The following is an 18706-nucleotide window of genomic DNA, read 5'->3' as shown; positions in this document are numbered from 1 at the left end:
AGACCTCGACGGAGCGGACGCCTCGGCGCGTGCCGCGGCCCGACCGGTATGATCGAGCCCACAACTGCAGTACAGCCGCCCGAACCACGACGGGAGAGCTCGGCGTCACGGTCCTACCGACCGGCGCCGGCGCCGAAGGAGCAAGCCCTCCCCGGGAATCTCTCAGGCCCCCGTACCGTCGAGGTGAGGCAACTCTGGAAAGCGGCCGTGCGCTCGTCGGAACTCCGGCGGCCTCGGCCCACCGACGGTGCAAGTCGGCGCGCCCCGGCCCTCGTGGCACGGCGGACCGGCAAAACTCTCAGGTCGACGCGTGCGTCCGATGACAGAGCGGGGAGGGACCCGCCGTCGTCCCCTCCACCGGGAGTCCCTCGTGACCCAGCCGTCCTTCGACCCCAGCTCACGGCACAACGCCGCGACCGGCGCGTTCGCGCCGCGCCACCTCGGCCCGCGCGGGCGCGAGGTCGGCGTGATGCTCGACCAGCTCGGCTACGCCTCGCTCGACGCGCTCGTCGACGCGGCGGTCCCGGCGTCGATCCGCACCGAGCGTCCGCTCGACCTGCCCGCGGCGCGCACCGAGACCGAGGTGCTGGACCACCTGCGCGCGCTGGCCGGCAAGAACGTCGTCAAGACGCAGATGATCGGGCTCGGGTACTACGGCACCGTCACTCCCCCGGTGATCCGCCGCAACGTCCTCGAGTCCCCCGCCTGGTACACCGCGTACACGCCCTACCAGCCGGAGATCTCGCAGGGCCGACTCGAGGCGCTCCTCAACTTCCAGCAGGTCGTCGAGGACCTCACCGGCCTCGACGTCGCGAACGCGTCCCTCCTGGACGAGGCCACCGCGGTCGCCGAGGCCGTCGCGCTCATGTGGCGTGCGTCGCGCGCGAAGAGCGGCTACGTGGCCCTCGACGCCGACCTCTTCCCGCAGACGCTCGCGGTGACGCTGGGCCGCGCGCACGCCGTCGGCCTGCCCGTGGTGGTCGTGGACCTGTCGGGCGGCCTGGACGCCGGCCTCGCGGCGGCCCGCGCGGCGGGGGCCTTCCCCGCCGGGGTGGACGACGACGCGCAGCTCGTGGGCGTCGTCGTCCAGCAGTCCGGGGCGTCGGGACGCGTCGTGGACTGGCGCCCCGTGGTCGCGGAGGCCAAGGCCGCGGGTGCGCTGGTCACGGTCGCGAGCGACCTGCTGGCCCTGACGCTGCTGGTCTCCCCCGGCGAGCTCGGAGCCGACGTCGCGGTCGGCTCGGCCCAGCGGTTTGGCGTCCCGCTGTTCTACGGCGGCCCGCACGCCGCGTTCATGGCGGTGCGCAAGGGTCTGGAGCGCTCGCTCCCCGGCCGCCTCGTGGGCGTCTCGATCGACGCCGACGGCGACACCGCCTATCGGCTCGCGCTCCAGACGCGTGAGCAGCACATCCGCCGCGAGAAGGCGACGAGCAACATCTGCACCGCGCAGGCGCTCCTCGCCATCGTGGCGTCGATGTACGCCGTCTACCACGGCCCTGACGGCCTCCGCGCGATCGCCGAACGGACCCGCACCCACGCCACGACCCTCGCGGACGCCCTGCGTGCGGGCGGCGTCACCGTGGAGCACGACACCTTCTTCGACACCGTCCGCACTCTCGTCCCCGGCCGCGCTGACGCGGTCGTCGCTGCCGCAGCGGCCGCGGGAGTGAACCTGTACAACCCCGACTCCGACCATGTACAGATCGCCTGCGACGAGACCACCACGTCCGCGACTCTCGCCACGGTGCTCCAGGCCTTCGGTGTCCCCGCCGACGGTGCTGCCCTGACCGCCCCGACCACGAGCGCGCTCCCGGGCTGGGCGACCCGTGCGACCCCGTACCTCCGGCACCCGATCTTCCACCTGCACCGCTCCGAGACCTCGATGCTGCGCTACCTGCGCCGGCTCTCGGACAAGGACCTCGCGCTGGACCGCACGATGATCCCGCTGGGTTCGTGCACCATGAAGCTCAACGCGACGGCGGAGATGGAGGCGATCTCCTGGCCGGAGTTCGCGGACCTCCACCCGTTCGTGCCGGCTGACCAGGCGCGGGGCTACGAGGAGCTCATCGGCGGCCTGGAGTCCGCGCTCGCGGAGATCACGGGCTACGCGGGGGTCTCGGTGCAGCCGAACGCGGGGTCGCAGGGCGAGTTCGCGGGGCTGCTGGCGATCCGCGACTACCACGTGTCGCGCGGTGACACGGCGCGCGACGTGTGCCTCATCCCGGCCTCGGCGCACGGGACGAACGCGGCGTCGGCGGCCCTGGCGGGTCTGAAGGTCGACGTGGTGCGGACGGCCGAGAGCGGCGAGGTGGACCTCGACGACCTGCGCGCCAAGCTGGCCGACCACGGCCCGCGCGTGGCGGCGATCATGATCACCTACCCGTCGACGCACGGTGTCTACGAAGAGCACGTGCGCGAGGTCTGCGACCTGGTACATGCGGCCGGTGGGCAGGTGTACATCGATGGAGCGAACCTCAACGCGCTCGTCGGTCTCGCGCGGCCGGGCGAGTTCGGGGGAGACGTCTCGCACCTGAACCTGCACAAGACGTTCTGCATCCCGCACGGCGGGGGAGGGCCCGGGGTCGGCCCGGTCGCCGTCGCCGAGCACCTCGTCCCCTTCCTCCCCGGCGACCCGCTCGTGCCCGGCTCGTCCACCGCGACCCCTGTCTCGGCGACGCGGTACGGGTCGGCCGGGATCCTGCCGATCTCGTACGCGTACGTCGCGCTCATGGGTCCCGACGGGCTCACCGAGGCCACGAAGACCGCTGTCCTCACGGCGAACTACGTCGCGAGCCGCCTCGCCGACCACTACCCGGTGCTCTACACCGGGCCGAACGGCCTGGTCGCGCACGAGTGCATCCTCGACCTGCGCCCGATCACCGCGGAGACCGGCGTGACGGCGGAGGACGTCGCGAAGCGGCTCATGGACTACGGGTTCCACGCGCCGACGCTGTCGTTCCCGGTCGCGGGCACGCTCATGGTCGAGCCGACCGAGAGCGAGGACCTGGCCGAGCTCGACCGGTTCGTCGACGCCCTGGTCGCGATCCGCGGCGAGATCGACGCCGTCTCCTCGGGTCGCTGGAGCGTGGAGGAGTCGCCGCTGCGCGGCGCCCCGCACACGGCGGCGGCGCTCGTCGCCGAGGCGTGGGACAAGCCGTACTCGCGCGAGCTCGCGGCGTACCCGGTCGCGAGCCTTCGCGCGGGGAAGTACTGGCCGCCGGTGCGCCGCATCGACGGTGCGCGGGGCGACCGCAACCTGGTGTGCTCGTGCCCGCCTGTGGAGTCCTACGTGACGGGAGACCTCGCATGACCGACCAGCCGATCGATCCGATCGACCAGCCGGCCGTCAGGCCGACGGACAGGCGCAGCCCGCTGCACGACGAGCACGTCGCGCTGGGCGCGAACCTCACGAGCTTCGGCGGCTGGCTGATGCCGCTGCGCTACACGTCCGACCTCGCGGAGCACCGCGCGGTCCGGGAGGCGGCGGGGCTGTTCGACCTCTCGCACATGGGGGAGATCGAGGTCGCCGGCCCGCAGGCCGCGGCGGCGCTGGACCACGCGCTCGTCGGCAACCTCACGGCGGTCGCGCCGGGGCGGGCGCGCTACACGATGATCTGCCAGGAGGACGGTGCGGTCCTGGACGACCTGGTCGTGTACCGGCTGGGTGCGGAGCGGTTCCTCGTCGTCGCGAACGCGGGGAACGCGGACCTCGTCGCGCGCGAGCTCGTGGCCCGCGCCGCCGGCTTCGACGCCACCGTGCTGGACCAGGGTGCGGACACGGCCCTCGTCGCGGTGCAGGGTCCCCGCGCGGAGGAGATCGTCGCGGGCCTGGCCGACCCGGGTGACGCCGCCGCTGCGCAGGCGGTGCGCGACCTCAAGTACTACGCCGCCGTGCCCCTGGCGCTGCGGACCGACGCAGGGCACGTCGACGCGCTCGTCGCGCGGACCGGGTACACGGGGGAGGACGGCTTCGAGCTGTTCGTGCCCGCGGAGCGTGCCGCGGACCTGTGGCGCACGGTGCTCGCGGCCGGTGCGCCGCTGGGCCTCGTGCCGGCCGGCCTGTCCGCGCGCGACTCGTTGCGCCTGGAGGCGGGCATGCCGCTGTACGGGCACGAGCTCGACACCACGACCACGCCGTACGAGGCCGGGCTCGGTCGCGTCGTGAAGCTCGACAAGGTCGCCGACGACGGCACGCCGCTCGAGTTCGTCGGGCGGGCCGCGCTCGCGGCGCGCCGGGCGTCCGCGCCCGCGCGCGTGCTCGTCGGCCTGAAGGGCCTGGGGCGCCGTCCCGCCCGTGCGGGCTACGCGGTCGTGCTCACCGACGCCGAGCCCGGGGGAGCGGTGGGGGAGTCTGCGCGCCGGGTCGGCACCGTGACCTCCGGGTCGCCCTCGCCGACGCTGGGCTACCCGATCGCGCTCGCGTACGTGACGCCGGAGCTCTCGGCGGAGGGCACCGAGCTCGCGGTCGACGTGCGCGGCCGCGCGGAGCCCGTGGTGGTCGTGCCGCTCCCGTTCTACCGTCGTCCCCAGCAGTCCTGACCCGCCCAGCCGTCCCAGAGAGCTCGAAGGAGAACCCCATGACCGAGGCCCAGTTCCCGGCCCACCTGCAGTACACGGCGGAGCACGAGTGGATCGACGGCTCGAACCCGGCGGTCGTCGGCATCACGGCGACCGCCGCCGAGGCGCTCGGTGACATCGTCTACCTGGAGCTGCCGGAGGTGGGCTCCGAGGTGACCGCGGGCAGCGTCATCGGCGAGGTGGAGTCCACCAAGTCGGTGTCGGAGCTCTTCTCGCCCGTCACGGGCACCGTCGTCGAGGTGAACCAGGCCGCGATCGACGACCCGGCGGTCGTCAACTCCGACCCGTACACCGACGGCTGGCTGTTCAAGGTCGACGTCACGGAGACGGGCGACCTGCTCACCCCGGACCAGTACGCGGCGCACGTCGGGAACTGATCTGATCGACCAAGTGTGATGTAGATCACACTGAGGAACCGGCGTCAGGCGGCGCGTGGAGGCCTTCCTTCGCGCTGTCCGGCGCCGGTTCTGTCGTCCGGAAAAGAACCCCTGACCTGCCAAGACACGATCGTGTCGGCGTCCAGCGCTCGGCTTCTGACGTTCGGTCAGATCTCGGGGTGAAAAGCCGCGTCATGAACGGGACCTTCGTCCGTCTCTTCTTGTAGCAACACACCGGAACTCGCCACGTGGGGATGACGTGACCGGAGAGCCACTGGAGGAGAACATGAGCACCATCGAGCTGGTCCGCCCCTTGGCGGCCCCGTCGGAGCTGATCGGCACGCCGATCGCCCCGCTGACCCGCCGCGAGCGGGTCGTCCTGTCCAACCTGTCTGAGGACGTCACGCTCGAGCAGATCGCCACCAAGCTCTTCGTCACGCGCAACACGGTCAAGTCGCAGGTCCGCAGCCTCTACCGCAAGCTCGGTGTCTCGACCCGCGCCGAGGCCGTGGCCTGGGCACGGGCGGCCGGCCTGCGCTGACCGCCGGCCCGTCCACCATGGCGGGCCGGAGGCGTGACCGCGTCACCCGCACGACACGACGCCGTGCGACACTCCGCGTATGACTCTGCGCAGACTGGTGGTGGCCGCGGCGATCGTCGACGATCTCGTCGCTCCGCGGCTCCTGCTCAGCGCGCGCCGGTCCCGTCCGTCGCACCTCGCAGGTCGGTGGGAGTTCCCCGGGGGCAAGGTCGACCCCGGGGAGACCCCGACGCAGGCGCTGCACCGCGAGCTGCGCGAGGAGCTGGGCGTCGCCGTCGAGCTCGGTGACGAGCTCGTGGGGCCCGACCACGGGACGTGGATCATCACCGACCGCCACGTCATGCGCCTGTGGTTCGCCCGGATCACCGCCGGGGAGCCGCAGCCGCTCGTGGAGCACGACGAGCTGACCTGGCTCGACGCCGGGAGCTGGCTGACCGTGCCGTGGCTCGACGCCGACGTCCGCATCGTCGAGGCGATCGCGCGCCAGGTGGCGGCCGAGGCGGTCTGACAGCGGTCAGACCGGTACCCCGTGCCGGCGTCGCGAGGTGTGTCAGGCGCCGTCGACGACCGGGATCGCGGCGAGCCAGCGCTCGACCTCGCGCCGCGAACGCAGCCGGACGACGAGCACGTCCGGAGCGTCCCGCGCGACCTCTGCCGGCAGGTCGCGGTACTTGTGGCGCGTCGTCCAGGCCCACCGGACGATGTTCTCCTCGGGTGCCCGGTACCAGGTGCGCCACAGGGGTGGCTCGACGTTCCCGTTCCACAGCACCTCGCGCCGGACGGACCGGCGCAGCGTCCGTACGACCACCTGCCGCATCGTCACGCGCGTCGGCAGGTCGAGCCAGACGACGACCTCCGCCCGAGCGAGGACGAGCGGTCGCGCGGTCGTGTACTGCCACTCGGTGACGAACGCGTCCTGCGCGACCAGCGCGCGGACGTCGTCGAGGAACGCGGGCCGGGGCGTCCACGCGGGCCCGTGGTGCAGCGCGTCGAGCTCGGTGTGCGGGACTCCCAGCCGCGCGCCGAGCCGGCGAGCGAGCGTCGTCTTCCCGGCGCCCGACACCCCAGCCACGGCGATCCGCCGCGGCACGCGCCCGAGGCGCGCGACGACGTCGTCGTCCGGTCCGAGGAGAAGCACCGAAGGACCTTACCCGCCGCCCCGCCCGTGAGTGCATGAGACAGTCGCGGCCGAGTCGATCCGACCGCGACTGTCTCATGCACCCAGCGGGGGTGGGGTCAGCCGATCGGCTGGACCCAGGGGGAGGGCGCCGGGGGAGCGACGACCGGCGGGCGGTCGTTGCAGCTCGGCGCGTTGGGCACGAACCGGCCGAGCCAGTTCACGGTGCCCGGTTCCCACGGGCTGAGCGACGTGCCGTCGTTGCCGCCGAGGTCGGTGAGCGTGAACTCGGTGCCCCCGTCGGGGAAGTTGAACGCGCCGCAGTTGTTGACGCCCGCCCAGCCGACGTTCCGCGCGTCCACGTTCTCGAACGACGCGCCGCCGCGCACGCGCGCGCTCACCACGGAGGTGCCGGTGCCGTCGACCCGGACGTCCTTGAACGCGACGCCCTCGATCGCGACCTGGTCCTTCACCCCCCAGTCGGAGACCAGCATGATCGCGTTGTAGGTGCTGTCGAGGTAGTGGTCGCCGGTGACCCGGACGTCCGCGTCGATGTCGCGGTCGAGCGCGTAGAACCAGATCGCGCCGAGCCCGATGTTCCAGTTGAGCTCGAGCGTGCCCGCGCGCACGGCGGTGTTGTCGGTGAGGTCGAGGCGACCCGCGAACGGCTCGGCGCCGAACCGCGACCCGACGTGGAGCCCGCTGCCCTCGCGCACGGGGTCCGCGACGAGGTTCGCGCGCACCGTGTTGTCCGTGCCGCCGTAGATCGCGATGCCGTTGGCCAGGGTGTTCGACTGGATCGTGTTGTTCTCGAAGACGTTGCCCGCGTTGGCGACCTTCTCCGACCACATCGCGAGGCCGTCGTCGCCGGTGTTCCGGACGAAGACGTTCCGCACGACCGAGTTCGTCACGCCCCCGTGGAAGTTCAGCGCGTCGGCGATCTGGTCGACGATCACGGTGTTCTCCACGCGCAGGTCGTCCATCGGCCCGTCGAACCACAGGCCGACCTTGGTGTGCTGGAGGTACAGGCCGGAGATCGACGAGTCGCTGAGCGCGCCGCCGATGCCGTTGACCTGGTCGGTGTCGACGCGCTCGCGCACGTCCCCGACGATCGCGAAGTCGCGCAGGTGCACGTTCGTGCTGCCGCCCTCGTCCGCGTACTTCCCGTAGAAGCCGACGCCGGTGTGCACGGACCCGTCGGGCGCGGGCGCGTCGAGCGCGACCTCCTTGCCCGTGAAGATCGTGTACCAGCTCCCGGCGCCCTGGATCGTCACGCCGTCGACGACGATGTGCCGGTTCACCTGGTAGACGCCCGGCGGGACGTAGACCTCGAGCCGGTGCTTCTTGGCGAACGCGATCGCCTTGTCGAGTGCGTCGGCGGAGTCGCGCCTGCCCGTGGGGTCCGCCCCGAAGAGCAGCGCGTTCGCCGCGAGCAGGCGCACCTTCGGGGGCGCGACCTTCTCCGAGTCGAGCAGGTCGACCACGGTCCACTCCGCGGCGCCGCGCGTGGGCACGGTGAGGCGGACGACGTCGCCCTTCTTGTACGTCTGGCCCAGCAGCAGGCGCTGCTCGTCGTAGAACTTCATGGGCCGGAAGGGCGTGTCGAACGTCGGGGTCGGTGTCGTCTCCGCGGGGACGCACGCGCACTCGGCGACCCACCAGCCGGGCTGGAGGAGGCCCGCCGTCGGGTCGTTCGTGAACGGGTACTGGTTGTACAGGTAGGAGTAGGCGGACGTGAGCGTCATGCGCCGGTCGAGCCCGACCTTCTTGCCCTGGCGCAGGACCGACACGTCGAGCGGCGAGGTGATCCCGCCCCCGGTGGGGGCGTCGGGGATCGAGTACCGGACCGTGATCGCGTTGGCGTCGGCGGGGAGCGTGAACTCCACGTTCTGGCCCGCCGTGAGGCGGACCGCCGAGCGCCCCGACGCCTCGGCCTCGATCGTGTACGCGTCACGACCGGGGCCGATGACGGTCCCGGTCGTCACGGCGTTCTCGGCCTCCTGCTCGAGGAACGGGACGGCGGCCCCACGACCCTCGACGAGCGCCGGGTCGACGGCGGCGCGCGTCACGACCGCGGGGGCCGGGGGCTGGGGCTTGCCGTGGGCGAGGGCCGACGACGCGGTGCCCGCCACGAGCGTGAGGGCGACGGCGGTGGCGGCCGCGACCCGGGCGCGTCGCCGTGCCGCGGGGTGGTTCGTGCTGCGAATCATCGTTGACCCGTCTTCTCTCGGGAGGCGTCCGCCTCCGTGCTCACCGGAGGGCGTGCTGACCCTCCGGCCCGCTGCGCGGTCGCACCTCCGCGCAGGGTCGTTCGTGCCGAACACTAGAGCGCCGTCGGGGTGAGCACAAGACTCTGTAGCGATATTGCGATCTACCGTTGATTTCTTGCGCAGCGTCCTCCGCCGACCGGGCGGGTTGGCGGGAGCCGTGGACGTTCGTGACAGACCCGTCTACCCTGGGTAGACGATCGGTCCGACACGGGTAGAAAGGTGCCCATGAGCCTGAACATCAAGAACGAGCGCACGCACGCGCTGGTGCGCCGGCTCGCGGAGACCACGGGCCAGTCGCAGACGAGCGCGATCGAGGACGCGGTCCAGCGTCGTCTCGACGAGGTGCTCGAGTCCCGGTCGAGGGGCGACGAGGCCGTCGCCGCCCGACGCGCCGAGATCGCCCGGCTCCTCGACGAGATCCGCGTCGACCTCGACGTCGAGGGCGTGCGCGCCGCCGAGGCGTCGCTCTACGACGAGAGCGGTCTCCCTCGGTGATCGTCGACACCTCGGCGATCGTCACGGTCGTCCTGGGCGAGCCGGGTGCCGACACGCTCTCCGAGATCCTGCTCGCAGCCAGCCGCCCGCGCATGGCCGCACCCACTCTCGTCGAGCTCTACGCCGTCCTGGACAACCGGTCGTCCCCGGCGCAACGCCGCCGGCTCGACGCGCTCCTCGAGCTGTACGGGATCGAGGTCGAGCCCTTCACGGCCGAGCACGCCGAGATCGCCCGCGAGGCGTACCGCGAGTTCGGCCGGGGGAGCGGGCACCCCGCGCGGCTGAACCTCGGGGACTGCTTCGCGTACGCGCTGGCCGCGGCGACTCGTGACCGGCTCCTCTTCGTGGGCGACGACTTCTCGCGCACCGACCTGCGCCCCGCGCACGAGGCCGCACCGCCGGCCTGAGCCGCCTCCGCACGTCGGGCGTCCACGACGGGCCGGCGCGCGGACCGCCACCACGCCCGGTACGTTCGCGGCGTGAGCCGCCTCGGAGCCAGGATGCGTGCGTCCGCCGCCGCCGCGGGGGAGAGGGTCCCGCCGTGGGTCTCCGTCACGCTCGGCGTCGTGTGCACCGTCGTCGGCGCGGTCCTCCTCCTGCGCCCGTTCGCGTCGCTCGCGCTGCTGGTGGTCGCGGTCGTCGTCGGCGCCGTCGTGGTCGGCATCACGGAGCTCGTCGGAGGCCGGTCGCCCGACCGGGGCGAGGACCCCGGCGCACCGCAGGGCCCACGCTGGCCGCACGTCGCGCGCGGCCTGGTGTTCCTCGCGCTCGCGGTGGCGGTCGTCGTGTGGCCGGCACCGTCGATCGTGGTCGTCGCGGTCCTCGTCGGCGTCGGGCTCGTCGTCGCGGGAGTCCTGGACGGGGTCGAGGGGATCCGGTCGGCAGGGGTCGACCGCTGGACGCGCCTGGCGCTCGGTGCGGCCTCGGTGGTGCTGGGCGTGCTGGCCCTCGTGTGGCCGGACGTCACGGTGCTCGTCGTCGCGGTGGTCTTCGGCGTCCGCGTCGTCGTCCTCGGCGTCCGCCTCGCCGTCGCCGGGATCCGCCGCGCCCGTGCGCAGGCGGGACCACCCGGCGCCTCGTACACCGCCGTGCCCGACGGTGCGGGAGGCGCGCCCGCGGCGCCCGGCCCGCCCGGGCCTCGCCGCCACGGCCGGGTCGCGCTCGTCGGCGCGGTCCTCGCCGTCGTCGCGGCAGGGGGGCTCGCGACCGTCAGCGTCGGGCTGCACCGCGCGGCGCCGCAGGTCGACGCGTTCTACGACCCGCCCGCGTCGGCCCCGGGCGAGCCCGGCCGGCTCCTGCGCGCCGAACCGTTCACCCGCGAGATCCCCGACGGCGCGACGGCGTGGCGCATCCTCTACACGACGACCCGCGACGAGGGCGAGCCCGCCGTGGCGAGCGGGATCGTCGTCGTGCCGGACGCCGTCGACGCTGACGCCGATGCACCGCCCGTGATCGCGTGGGCCCACGGCACGACGGGCTACGCGCGCGGCTGCGCGCCGTCGGTCCTCGCCGAGCCGTTCGAGTCCGGCGCTTTCTTCCTGCTCGACGACGTCCTCGCGCACGGCTGGGCGCTCGTCGCCACGGACTACGTGGGCCTGGGGACCGACGGCCCGCACCCCTACCTCGTCGGCCAGGGCGAGGCGCGGTCCGTCCTCGACGCCGTCCGCGCCGCACGCGAGCTGGACGGCGCGGCGCTCGGCGAGCAGACCGTCGTCTGGGGTCACTCGCAGGGTGGCCACGCCGCGCTGTGGACCGGGGCCGTCGCCCCCGAGTACGCGCCCGACGTCCCCCTCGCGGGCGTCGCCGCGCTCGCACCCGCGAGCGACCTCACCGGCCTGGTCTCCCACCTGGAGAACGTCGCGGGCGGCAGCGTCTTCGCGTCGTTCGTCGTGGAGGCGTACGACGCGATCTACCCGGACAGCGGCGCGGCCGGGTACGTGCGCCCGGGAGCGCGGTTCATCGTGCGGGAGATGGCGTCGCGCTGCCTGTCGGAGCCGGGCGCGCTCGTCTCCGTCGCCGAGGCGCTGTCGATGGACCAGCCGCTGTGGACGACCGACCCGACGGCCGGCCCGCTGGGCGAGCGCCTGGCCGAGAACGTGCCGACCGGTCCGGTCGCCGCGCCGCTGCTCGTCGCCCAGGGGGCGTCCGACACGCTGATCCTCCCCACGGCGCAGGAGGCGTACGTCGGCGCGCGGTGCGCCGCCGGGCAGCCGGTCGACTATCGCACGTACCAGGGGCGGGACCACGTCGGGCTCGTGCAGGCCGACTCCCCGCTCGCCCCGGACCTCGTGCGGTGGACCGAGGCGCGCCTCGCGGGCGAGCCCCCGACCCCGACGTGCGCCGCGGGGTGACTCGCCCTCAGGGGGCGACCAGGCCGCCGTCGGGCGCGCGGACCCCCGCGGCCCACGCGTCGTGGCCCGCGAGGTCCGCCGGGTAGCGCGCCGCGGCGCGCTCGTCGAGGTCGACGCCGAAGCCCGGCGCGTCGTGCGGGCGCAGCCACCCGTCGACGATCCGCAGCGTCCCGGGGAAGACCTCGTGCACGGCGTCGGAGTACACGTGGCCCTCCTGGATGCCGAACGCGGTGGACGTGACGTCGAGCGCGACGTTCGCCGCCGCGCCGACCGGCGACGTGTCGCCCGGCGCGTGCCAGGCCGTGCGCACCCCGACCATCTCGGCGGCCGTCGCGAGCGCCCGGCCCGCGCTGAGCCCGCCGATCGCGCTGATGTGGCAGCGGATGAGGTCGACGCCGCCGCCCAGCACGAGGCGCGCGGCGTCGGGGAACGACGTCGCGAGCTCGCCGACCGCGATGGGTACGGGCGAGGCGGCGCGCACCTCGGGCAGTCGGTCCCAGTGCTCCGGCGCGAGGACGTCCTCGAGGAAGAACGGGCGGTAGGGCTCCAGCGCCCGGGCGAGCATGACGGCCTGCTTGGGCGTGAGGCGCGAGTGGACGTCGTGCAGCAGCTCGACCTGCTCGCCGAGCGCCTCGCGCGCGGCGGCGAAGAGCCGCGGCGTGCGGCGCAGGTACTCCTCGACGCTCCACCCGTGGGGGTTGGGCGCGGCGGGGTACCCGGGCTCGGGGTCCTGGGCCGTGCCGTAGTGGCCGATGCCCGGCTGGCCGGTCTGGATGCGCACGTGCCGCCACCCGGCGTCGACGATCCGGCGCGCGTCGTCGATCGTCTCCTCGACGGTGCGGCCGCTCGCATGGAGGTAGGTGTCGGCGGCGTCGCGCACCTTGCCGCCGAGCAGCTCGTGCACCGGCATGCCCGCGCGCTTGCCGGCGATGTCCCACAGCGCCATGTCGAGGCCGGAGATCGCGTTGTTCCCCACCGGGCCCTCGCGCCAGTACGGCGCGAGCCGCGCGAGGCGCACGAGGTCGCCGATGTCACCGGGATAGCGACCGACGACGATCCGCTCCAGGTGCTGCTCGACGTACGCGGCCACGGCGTGCCACCGCTGCGTGTACGTCGCGCACCCGAGCCCGTAGAGGCCGGGCACGTTCGTGTCGACGCGCACCACGACGAGCGGGATGCCGTCCGGCGCGGTGACGATCGCGCGCACGCCGGTGATGCGCGTGCCGTCGCGCGCGGGCCAGGGGTTCGCGAACGCCGGGTCGACGGGGTGGACGGTGCTGAGCGGGGCGTCGGTCACGGGGTCTCCGGGGTGGGTCGGGCGTCGGGGCGGTGGAGGGAGTGTCGAGGGCGGAAGCCGAGCAGGTCGCGCGCGCGGCGCGTGTCGACGAGGCCGTCGTGCGGTCCGATCGCGCAGGTGAGGGGAACGCCGGGCGCGTACCGGGCGAGGAGCTCGGGGGTCGGGGTGTCCAGGAGCGTGTCGTCCGCGGCGAGCCCGACGACGTGCGCGCCCGTGAGGTCGGCCGTCAGCCCGGCCTCGATCGCCCCGGCTGCGTCGCGCAGGTCCAGGTAGGCCCAGCCCTCGCGCGCCATGACGCGCGGATCGCGGGCGACCGCGTCGGCGGTCTCCCGGAGGCCGGCCGCGTCGCGCACGTGCGGGAAGCGCAGCGCGACGACGTCGATGCCCCACCGCCGCCACGCGGCCCGGGCCGCGGCCTCGTCCGCCTGCTTCGAGAGCGAGTACGCGTCGGCGACGTCGGCGGGCACGTCCTCGTCGAGGGGGTAGTACGCGGGGTGCACGTCGTGCGGGTTCATCGGGACCCCGAACGCGTTGATGCTGCTCGCGACCACCGCGCGCCGCACGCCCCGCTCACCCGCGAGCGAGAGCACGGCCCAGGTCGCGGTCGTGTTGGTCGCGTACACCTCGAGCGGGGTGCCCAGGTTCGGGTGCGGGATCGCCGCGAGGTGCACGACGGCGTCCGCGTCCTCGAGCCCGCGGCCCACGCCCTCCGCGGAACGGGCGTCGCCGACGACGAGCCGGTCGGCGGGGCACGGGTGCTCGAACGCGGTGGACAGCGCCGTGACCTCGTACCCGCGGTCCAGGAGATGGCGCACCGTCGCGCGGCCGATGCCGCCGTCGGCACCGGTGACGAGGACGCGCGTCATGACCTCACCCTACGTCCCGGTCAGACCTGCTCGTCGCGTTCTTGCGGCTCTTCTGTCGGGGTCTTGCTCTCCGGGGTGGCCGCGATCGCTCGCGCGCGCAGCATGCTCGCGACGTCAGCGAGCGTGCTGCCCACCGCGCGCGGCGCGCGCTCGGGGCGGAGGTAGCGGGCGTCGTCGTCCGGGTCGTCGGCCTCGCCGGTCGACGCCGCGGCGTCGGTCACGGCTCGCGGGGCGTCGGTGGGGAACGGGGCGGGCGCCGCCGTCGTGCTCGGCGTCACGCGGCCGCCCCCGGCGCGCCACGCGAGCGTCGCGTCGACGAGGCGCCGGTAGACCCCGGCGTCGAGCGGGTCGCGGAGCCAGGCGTCCGCCGCCTCGGCGACGTGCCGCGCGAGCCGCGCGTCCTGGTCGGTCACGTCGCCTCCTGCGGGATGGTCGTCGGCCTTCGCACCGGCCCATCCTCCCGCGCCCGGCGTCGACCTGCTTGCGAGCGCCCCCGTGCCGCGCGACGGTGGCGAGCGGAGGTGGTCGCCGTGGCCGACGTGTTCCCCCGGATCGCCCAGGTCGTGCTCGACACGACCGACGCCCGCGCGCTCGCGGAGTTCTACCGCGCGCTGTTCGGGCTCGAGTACCGCGCGGGCGACGCGCCGCCACCGGCGGGCGAGCCCGACCCGGCGGGTGCGGACTGGCTCGTGCTGCGCGCCGCGCCGAGCGGGGTCCAGCTCGCGTTCCAGCAGGTCGGCGCGCTCCCGCCGTCGACGTGGCCGGACGACGGCGTGCCGCAGCAGCTCCACCTCGACTGCACCGTGCCGGACGTCGCGGAGCTCGACCGGCAGCACGAGCGTGCCCTCGCGCTCGGGGCGCGGCTGCTCCACGACCGGTCGGACGACCCGGACGAGCCGCTGCGCGTCTACGCCGACCCGGCCGGGCACCCGTTCTGCGTGTTCGTGGGCTGACCCCCCGGAACGCGACCCTTGCATACCCCCCACCCGTATAGTACTTTCACCGCCAGATACCCCCATGGGGTATCTGGCGACGGGACCCCGTCGTCACACGAGCCGCCGTCCGCGGCGGCGAGGCGGGGCCGACGGGGCCCGGAGGAGGACGCTCGATGTCGGACGCATCGAGGCGGGGGTGGGCCCTCGGGCTCATCGCCACCGCACAGTTCATGGTCATCATGGACACCTCGATCATCGGGGTGGCCCTCCCACGCATCCAGGAGGACCTCGGCTTCTCGCCGGGCAACCTGTCGTGGGTCTTCAACGCCTACGTCGTCGCGTTCGCCGGCCTCCTGCTTCTCGGCGGCCGGCTCGCCGACCTCTTCGGCGCACGCCGCGTCTTCACGATCGGCTGGGCGGTGCTCCTCGTCGGGTCGGTCGTCGCCGGGGCGGCCGACAGCGTCGCCGTCGAGCTCGTCGGCCGCATCGTCCAGGGCGCGGGCGCGGCACTGGTCGCCCCCGCAGCGCTCACCCTGCTCATGTCGATCTTCGGATCCAGCCCGCGCGAGCTCACCCGGGCGCTCGCGGTCTACGGTGCCGCGGCACCCGCGGGCGGCACCGCCGGCGTCTTCCTCGGCGGACTCATCACCGAGTACGCGAGCTGGCCCGGGGTGTTCTGGATCAACGTGCCGATCGCGGTCCTCGTGCTCGCCGTCACGCGGGTCCTGCTCCCTGCCGGGTCGCGGACGCGCGGGTCCGTCGACGTCGTCGGCGCTCTCACCGTCACGGTGGGCCTCGGCGCCCTCGTCTTCGCGGTCGTGCGAGCCCCCGAGGTCGGGTGGGGAGCGGCGCAGACCTGGCTCGTGCTCGGCGCGGCGCTCCTGCTGCTCGCCGGGTTCGTCGTCAGCCAGGCGCGGCGCAGCCAGCCGCTCGTGCCGCTGCGAATCTTCCGGACGCCCAACCTCGGCGCGGCGAACCTCGCCCAGGCGCTGCTCGGCGCCGCCTGGGTCGCGATGTGGTTCTACCTCAACCTGTACCTCCAGCAGGTCCTCGGGCTCGGGGCGTTCGCGTCGGGCGCCGCGCTCGTGCCGATGACCGCGCTCGTCATGGTCGGGATGGTCGCGCTCGCCCCGCGCCTCATCGCCCGCTGGGGCAGCAAGGCGCTCGTCGTCTCCGGCCTGCTCGTCCTCGCGGTCGGTCTCGGGTGGCTCTCGTTCGTCCGGCCCGACGGCGCGTACGCCGTCGACGTGCTGCCCGCGACGCTCGTCGCGGCGCTCGGCATGTCGCTCGCCTTCATCCCGTCGCTCGGCACCGCGATCTCCAGCGCCCCGCCGCAGGACGGCGGCCTCGCGTCCGGGATCGTCAACACGAGCTACCAGGTGGGCTCCGCGCTCGGGCTCGCCGCGATGACGGCCGTCGGAGCGGCGTTCGGGGCGACCGCGAGCGACGACCTCGTCGCGCTCACCGACGGGTACTCGGCAGTCTTCCTCGGAGCTGGGGTCATCGCGCTCGTCGCGGCGCTCCTCAGCGCGGTGCTGCTCCGCACGCCGCCCGCTGCCGGGGGCGGGGCCGGCGAACCGGCGCGGGAGAGCGAGCCCGTCGGCGCGTGACCGCGCACGGCACGGCGCGGGCGGACGCGAGCCAGGCTCGTGACCGCCCGCGATGTGTGCGGCGACGAGGGCGCCCGGGTTCGCCTCCCGCGGCCCGGCGCGCGATCATGCGTGCATGACCGCGACGCCGCTCACCACCGCCGAGCTCACCGACGTCTACACCGACCTCCACCGGCACCCCGAGCTCGCGTTCGCCGAGCACCGCACCGCCGGCATCGTCGCGGAGCGGCTGCGCGGGTGGGGCTACGAGGTTCACGAGGGCCTGGGCGGGACGGGCGTCGCGGGCGTCCTCGCGAACGGCGCCGGTCCGCGCGTCCTGCTCCGCGCGGACATGGACGGGCTCCCCGTCACCGAGCGCACCGGGCTGCCGTACGCGTCCACGGACACCGCGACCACGCCCGACGGGCACGAGTCCGGGACGATGCACGCGTGCGGGCACGACGTGCACGTCACGTGCCTGCTCGGGGCCGCCGCCGAGCTCGCCGCCCGCCGCGACACCTGGACCGGCACCCTCGTCGTCGTGTTCCAGCCCGCCGAGGAGGTGGGCGGGGGAGCCCGCGCGATGGTCGCCGACGGCCTGTTCGACCGTACGGGCGGGCGGCCCGACGTCGTCCTGGGCCAGCACGTCATGCCGCTCCCGGTCGGCGTCGTCAACCTCACGGCCGGGCCCGCGATGGCCGCCACCGACTCGTTCCGCGTCACCCTGCACGGCAAGGGCGGGCACGGGTCCAGCCCGGAGTCGACGGTCGACCCCGTCGTCATGGCGGCCGCGACCGTCATGCGGCTGCAGGGCGTCGTGTCGCGCGAGGTCGGGGCGGGGGAGTCCGCCGTCGTCACCGTCGGTGCCCTGCGCGCCGGCACCCAGGCGAACATCATCCCCGGCTCGGCCGAGCTGCTGGTCAACGTGCGGTCGTTCACGCCCGACGTCCGCCGCCGCGTGCTCGCCGCGATCCACCGCATCGTCGACGCCGAGGCGGCAGCCTCCGGTGCGCCCGCGGCGCCCGAGTACGAGGAGGTCTCGACGTTCGACCTCATGGTGAACGACCCCGTCGCCGCCGAGCGGACCCGCGTCGTCCTCGCGCGCACCCTCGACGAGCAGCGAGGGCGCATCGAGGACGCCGGTGGCCGACCCGTCGTCGTCGCACTGCCCCCGCTGCCGGGCTCCGAGGACGTGGGCGACCTCGCCACCGCGGCGGACGTCCCGCTCGTCTACTGGAACCTCGGCGGGTTCGACCCGGCGCTGTTCGCCGCGTTCGACCTCGCGACCGCGACGGGGATGGGCAACCTGCCCGACGGCGTCGCGCCGAACCACTCCCCGTTCTTCGCCCCGGTCCCCGAGCCGACGCTCGACCTGGGCGTCGCCCTGCTCGTCGCCGCGGCGCGCGAGTGGCTCGCCGGCGACGACCGCGACGTCCGGCCGTGAGCGCGCCGCCCGCCCGTCCCGACGGTCCGCCCGAGCCGGGGACCTGGACGCCCGACGGCGACCACCCGCTGGTCCTGCGCCTCGCCGAGCGGCGGCCGTTCTTCCTCGTCCTCGGGCTCGCGCTGATCGCCGCGGCCGTGCTCGTCCTGCGCCAGGTCGTGCTCTACCCGGAGTCGGTGCAGGTGCCCGTCCCGGTCGCGGTGGTGCTCCTGACGCTCGTCGTCGCGTTCCTCGGCGGGCTGGGCGCCGCGACCGTCTGGGCCTTCGTGCGGGCGCCGCGACAGACCATGACCGTCGGCCGCGACGGCCTGGCGCTCGGCGCCGGAACCCTGCGGCTCGACTGGGCCGACCTGGAGGCCGTCGCGGTCCACGTCACCGCCGTCCGGCCGGCGAGCACCCACCTCGTGCCGAAGGGCCCGGCCAGCTCGGTCACCGTCTCGCTGCTGTGGTGCCCGTACGCCGGCAGCGACGTCGCCGACCACCCCGCGCCCCTCGCTCGCCTCGTGCTCCCCGAGCCGTTCACGCACGAGCGCCTGCTGTCGACCGTCCCGTTCACGGCCGACCTCGACGTCCCCGTCGCGCGCGACCTCGACGCCGCCCTGCGCCACTTCGCCGGCCGGGCCTACCACCCCTCGGTGCTGCCGACGTAGAACGCTGGTCGCCCCCACCGGGGACCCGACCGCGCCGGCCCGAGACCCGATCCACGGTGCTACCTCGGGCGACCAGGTCTCTCCCTCGGCGGACCGGGCCTCCACCTCGGCGGGTGGCGGGTCAGGCGGACTTCTCCCGCGGGGCACGGCTGCGCGCGGTAGAGGTGCGCGGCACGATCGTGGGGTTCACGTTGTC

At 74.3% G+C, this 18706-nt stretch carries 17 protein-coding genes and 1 riboswitch; of the genes, 12 read left to right on the top strand and 5 right to left on the bottom strand.

The window, feature by feature from the left end:
- The first annotated feature begins 80 nt into the window (after positions 1–80).
- Positions 81–188, top strand: a riboswitch (glycine riboswitch).
- A 131-nt stretch (positions 189–319) separates the two neighbouring features.
- The 5 genes from gcvP to NF338_RS00065 all read left to right on the top strand — a co-directional run bounded on the left by gcvP (position 320) and on the right by NF338_RS00065 (position 6004).
- Entirely contained in the window at positions 320–3310 is a 2991-nt protein-coding gene (gene gcvP, locus NF338_RS00085; protein ID WP_264028916.1) for an aminomethyl-transferring glycine dehydrogenase, read from the top strand.
- A complete protein-coding gene (gcvT, locus tag NF338_RS00080) occupies positions 3307–4539 on the top strand; it encodes a glycine cleavage system aminomethyltransferase GcvT (protein ID WP_264028915.1) in 1233 nt (410 codons plus the stop codon). The genes gcvP and gcvT overlap by 4 nt, the downstream gene beginning before the upstream one ends.
- A 38-nt stretch (positions 4540–4577) precedes the next feature.
- On the top strand, positions 4578–4955 hold the full coding sequence (gene gcvH, locus NF338_RS00075) for a glycine cleavage system protein GcvH (RefSeq protein WP_264028914.1): 378 nt from the start codon (positions 4578–4580) through the stop codon (positions 4953–4955).
- 286 nt (positions 4956–5241) lie between these two features.
- Positions 5242–5496, top strand: coding sequence for a helix-turn-helix domain-containing protein (locus tag NF338_RS00070; RefSeq protein ID WP_264028913.1), 255 nt, complete (start codon positions 5242–5244; stop codon positions 5494–5496).
- A 79-nt stretch (positions 5497–5575) separates the two neighbouring features.
- Positions 5576–6004 (top strand): (deoxy)nucleoside triphosphate pyrophosphohydrolase, encoded by a 429-nt coding sequence (locus NF338_RS00065; protein WP_264028912.1) that lies wholly within the window; start codon positions 5576–5578, stop codon positions 6002–6004.
- A 42-nt stretch (positions 6005–6046) separates the two neighbouring features.
- On the opposite strand, the gene NF338_RS00060 is transcribed toward NF338_RS00065, so the two are convergent.
- Both NF338_RS00060 and NF338_RS00055 read right to left on the bottom strand, forming a co-directional pair.
- Positions 6047–6634 (bottom strand): AAA family ATPase, encoded by a 588-nt coding sequence (locus NF338_RS00060; RefSeq protein WP_264028911.1) that lies wholly within the window; start codon positions 6632–6634, stop codon positions 6047–6049.
- A 98-nt stretch (positions 6635–6732) separates the two neighbouring features.
- Positions 6733–8823: a glycosyl hydrolase family 28-related protein gene (locus NF338_RS00055; RefSeq protein WP_264028910.1), complete on the bottom strand. Its 2091-nt coding sequence runs from the start codon at positions 8821–8823 to the stop codon at positions 6733–6735.
- A 285-nt stretch (positions 8824–9108) separates the two neighbouring features.
- Between NF338_RS00055 and NF338_RS00050 the strand changes: the two genes are divergently transcribed.
- The 3 genes from NF338_RS00050 (at position 9109) to NF338_RS00040 (ending at position 11729) form a co-directional block, all read left to right on the top strand.
- Positions 9109–9378, top strand: coding sequence for a type II toxin-antitoxin system VapB family antitoxin (locus NF338_RS00050; protein WP_264028909.1), 270 nt, complete (start codon positions 9109–9111; stop codon positions 9376–9378).
- Positions 9375–9785 carry a type II toxin-antitoxin system VapC family toxin gene (locus tag NF338_RS00045; RefSeq protein ID WP_264028908.1) on the top strand — a complete coding sequence of 137 codons (411 nt, stop codon included), beginning with the start codon at positions 9375–9377 and terminating at the stop codon, positions 9783–9785. The genes NF338_RS00050 and NF338_RS00045 overlap by 4 nt, the downstream gene beginning before the upstream one ends.
- Before the next feature lie 72 nt (positions 9786–9857).
- The gene (locus NF338_RS00040) at positions 9858–11729 is read left to right on the top strand and encodes a lipase family protein (protein ID WP_264028907.1); all 1872 of its coding nucleotides are present in this window, start codon (positions 9858–9860) and stop codon (positions 11727–11729) included.
- A 7-nt stretch (positions 11730–11736) separates the two neighbouring features.
- On the opposite strand, the gene NF338_RS00035 is transcribed toward NF338_RS00040, so the two are convergent.
- From NF338_RS00035 to NF338_RS00025, 3 genes are read right to left on the bottom strand one after another with little or no spacing between them, the layout of a single operon-like run.
- A complete protein-coding gene (locus NF338_RS00035) occupies positions 11737–13026 on the bottom strand; it encodes an enolase C-terminal domain-like protein (RefSeq protein ID WP_264028906.1) in 1290 nt (429 codons plus the stop codon).
- A complete protein-coding gene (locus NF338_RS00030; RefSeq protein ID WP_264028905.1) occupies positions 13023–13892 on the bottom strand; it encodes an NAD-dependent epimerase/dehydratase family protein in 870 nt (289 codons plus the stop codon). Before NF338_RS00030 ends, NF338_RS00035 begins: the two co-directional genes overlap by 4 nt.
- A 20-nt stretch (positions 13893–13912) precedes the next feature.
- Complete coding sequence (locus NF338_RS00025; RefSeq protein WP_264028904.1) at positions 13913–14305, bottom strand: hypothetical protein; 393 nt, start codon at positions 14303–14305, stop codon at positions 13913–13915.
- Between the two features lie 117 nt (positions 14306–14422).
- On the opposite strand from NF338_RS00025, the gene NF338_RS00020 reads away from it, so the two are divergent.
- The 4 genes from NF338_RS00020 (at position 14423) to NF338_RS00005 (ending at position 18510) form a co-directional block, all read left to right on the top strand.
- Positions 14423–14845, top strand: coding sequence for a VOC family protein (locus NF338_RS00020; protein WP_264028903.1), 423 nt, complete (start codon positions 14423–14425; stop codon positions 14843–14845).
- A gap of 155 nt (positions 14846–15000) precedes the next feature.
- Positions 15001–16437 carry an MFS transporter gene (locus NF338_RS00015; RefSeq protein ID WP_264028902.1) on the top strand — a complete coding sequence of 479 codons (1437 nt, stop codon included), beginning with the start codon at positions 15001–15003 and terminating at the stop codon, positions 16435–16437.
- A 115-nt stretch (positions 16438–16552) separates the two neighbouring features.
- Positions 16553–17860: an amidohydrolase gene (locus tag NF338_RS00010; RefSeq protein ID WP_264028901.1), complete on the top strand. Its 1308-nt coding sequence runs from the start codon at positions 16553–16555 to the stop codon at positions 17858–17860.
- Positions 17857–18510 (top strand): hypothetical protein, encoded by a 654-nt coding sequence (locus tag NF338_RS00005; protein ID WP_264028900.1) that lies wholly within the window; start codon positions 17857–17859, stop codon positions 18508–18510. Before NF338_RS00010 ends, NF338_RS00005 begins: the two co-directional genes overlap by 4 nt.
- The last annotated feature ends 196 nt before the right edge of the window (positions 18511–18706 follow it).

It is taken from the genome of Cellulosimicrobium sp. SH8 (assembly GCF_025818875.1).
Taxonomy (GTDB): Bacteria; Actinomycetota; Actinomycetes; order Actinomycetales; family Cellulomonadaceae; genus Cellulosimicrobium; species Cellulosimicrobium cellulans_D.
The sequence above is the reverse complement of the archived record's forward strand: the minus strand, read 5'-3'. Positions and strand labels throughout refer to the sequence as shown.

Excerpts from the sequence above, each read along its gene's own strand:
- gcvH (WP_264028914.1), top strand. The coding sequence starts at position 4,578 with ATGACCGAGGCCCAGTTCCCGGCCCACCTGCAGTACACGGCGGAGCAC.
- NF338_RS00030 (WP_264028905.1), bottom strand. The coding sequence starts at position 13,892 with ATGACGCGCGTCCTCGTCACCGGTGCCGACGGCGGCATCGGCCGCGCG.
- NF338_RS00050 (WP_264028909.1), top strand. The coding sequence starts at position 9,109 with ATGAGCCTGAACATCAAGAACGAGCGCACGCACGCGCTGGTGCGCCGG.
- gcvP (WP_264028916.1), top strand. The coding sequence starts at position 320 with ATGACAGAGCGGGGAGGGACCCGCCGTCGTCCCCTCCACCGGGAGTCC.
- gcvT (WP_264028915.1), top strand. The coding sequence starts at position 3,307 with ATGACCGACCAGCCGATCGATCCGATCGACCAGCCGGCCGTCAGGCCG.
- NF338_RS00070 (WP_264028913.1), top strand. The coding sequence starts at position 5,242 with ATGAGCACCATCGAGCTGGTCCGCCCCTTGGCGGCCCCGTCGGAGCTG.
- NF338_RS00055 (WP_264028910.1), bottom strand. The coding sequence starts at position 8,823 with ATGATTCGCAGCACGAACCACCCCGCGGCACGGCGACGCGCCCGGGTC.
- NF338_RS00010 (WP_264028901.1), top strand. The coding sequence starts at position 16,553 with ATGACCGCGACGCCGCTCACCACCGCCGAGCTCACCGACGTCTACACC.
- NF338_RS00065 (WP_264028912.1), top strand. The coding sequence starts at position 5,576 with ATGACTCTGCGCAGACTGGTGGTGGCCGCGGCGATCGTCGACGATCTC.
- NF338_RS00015 (WP_264028902.1), top strand. The coding sequence starts at position 15,001 with ATGTCGGACGCATCGAGGCGGGGGTGGGCCCTCGGGCTCATCGCCACC.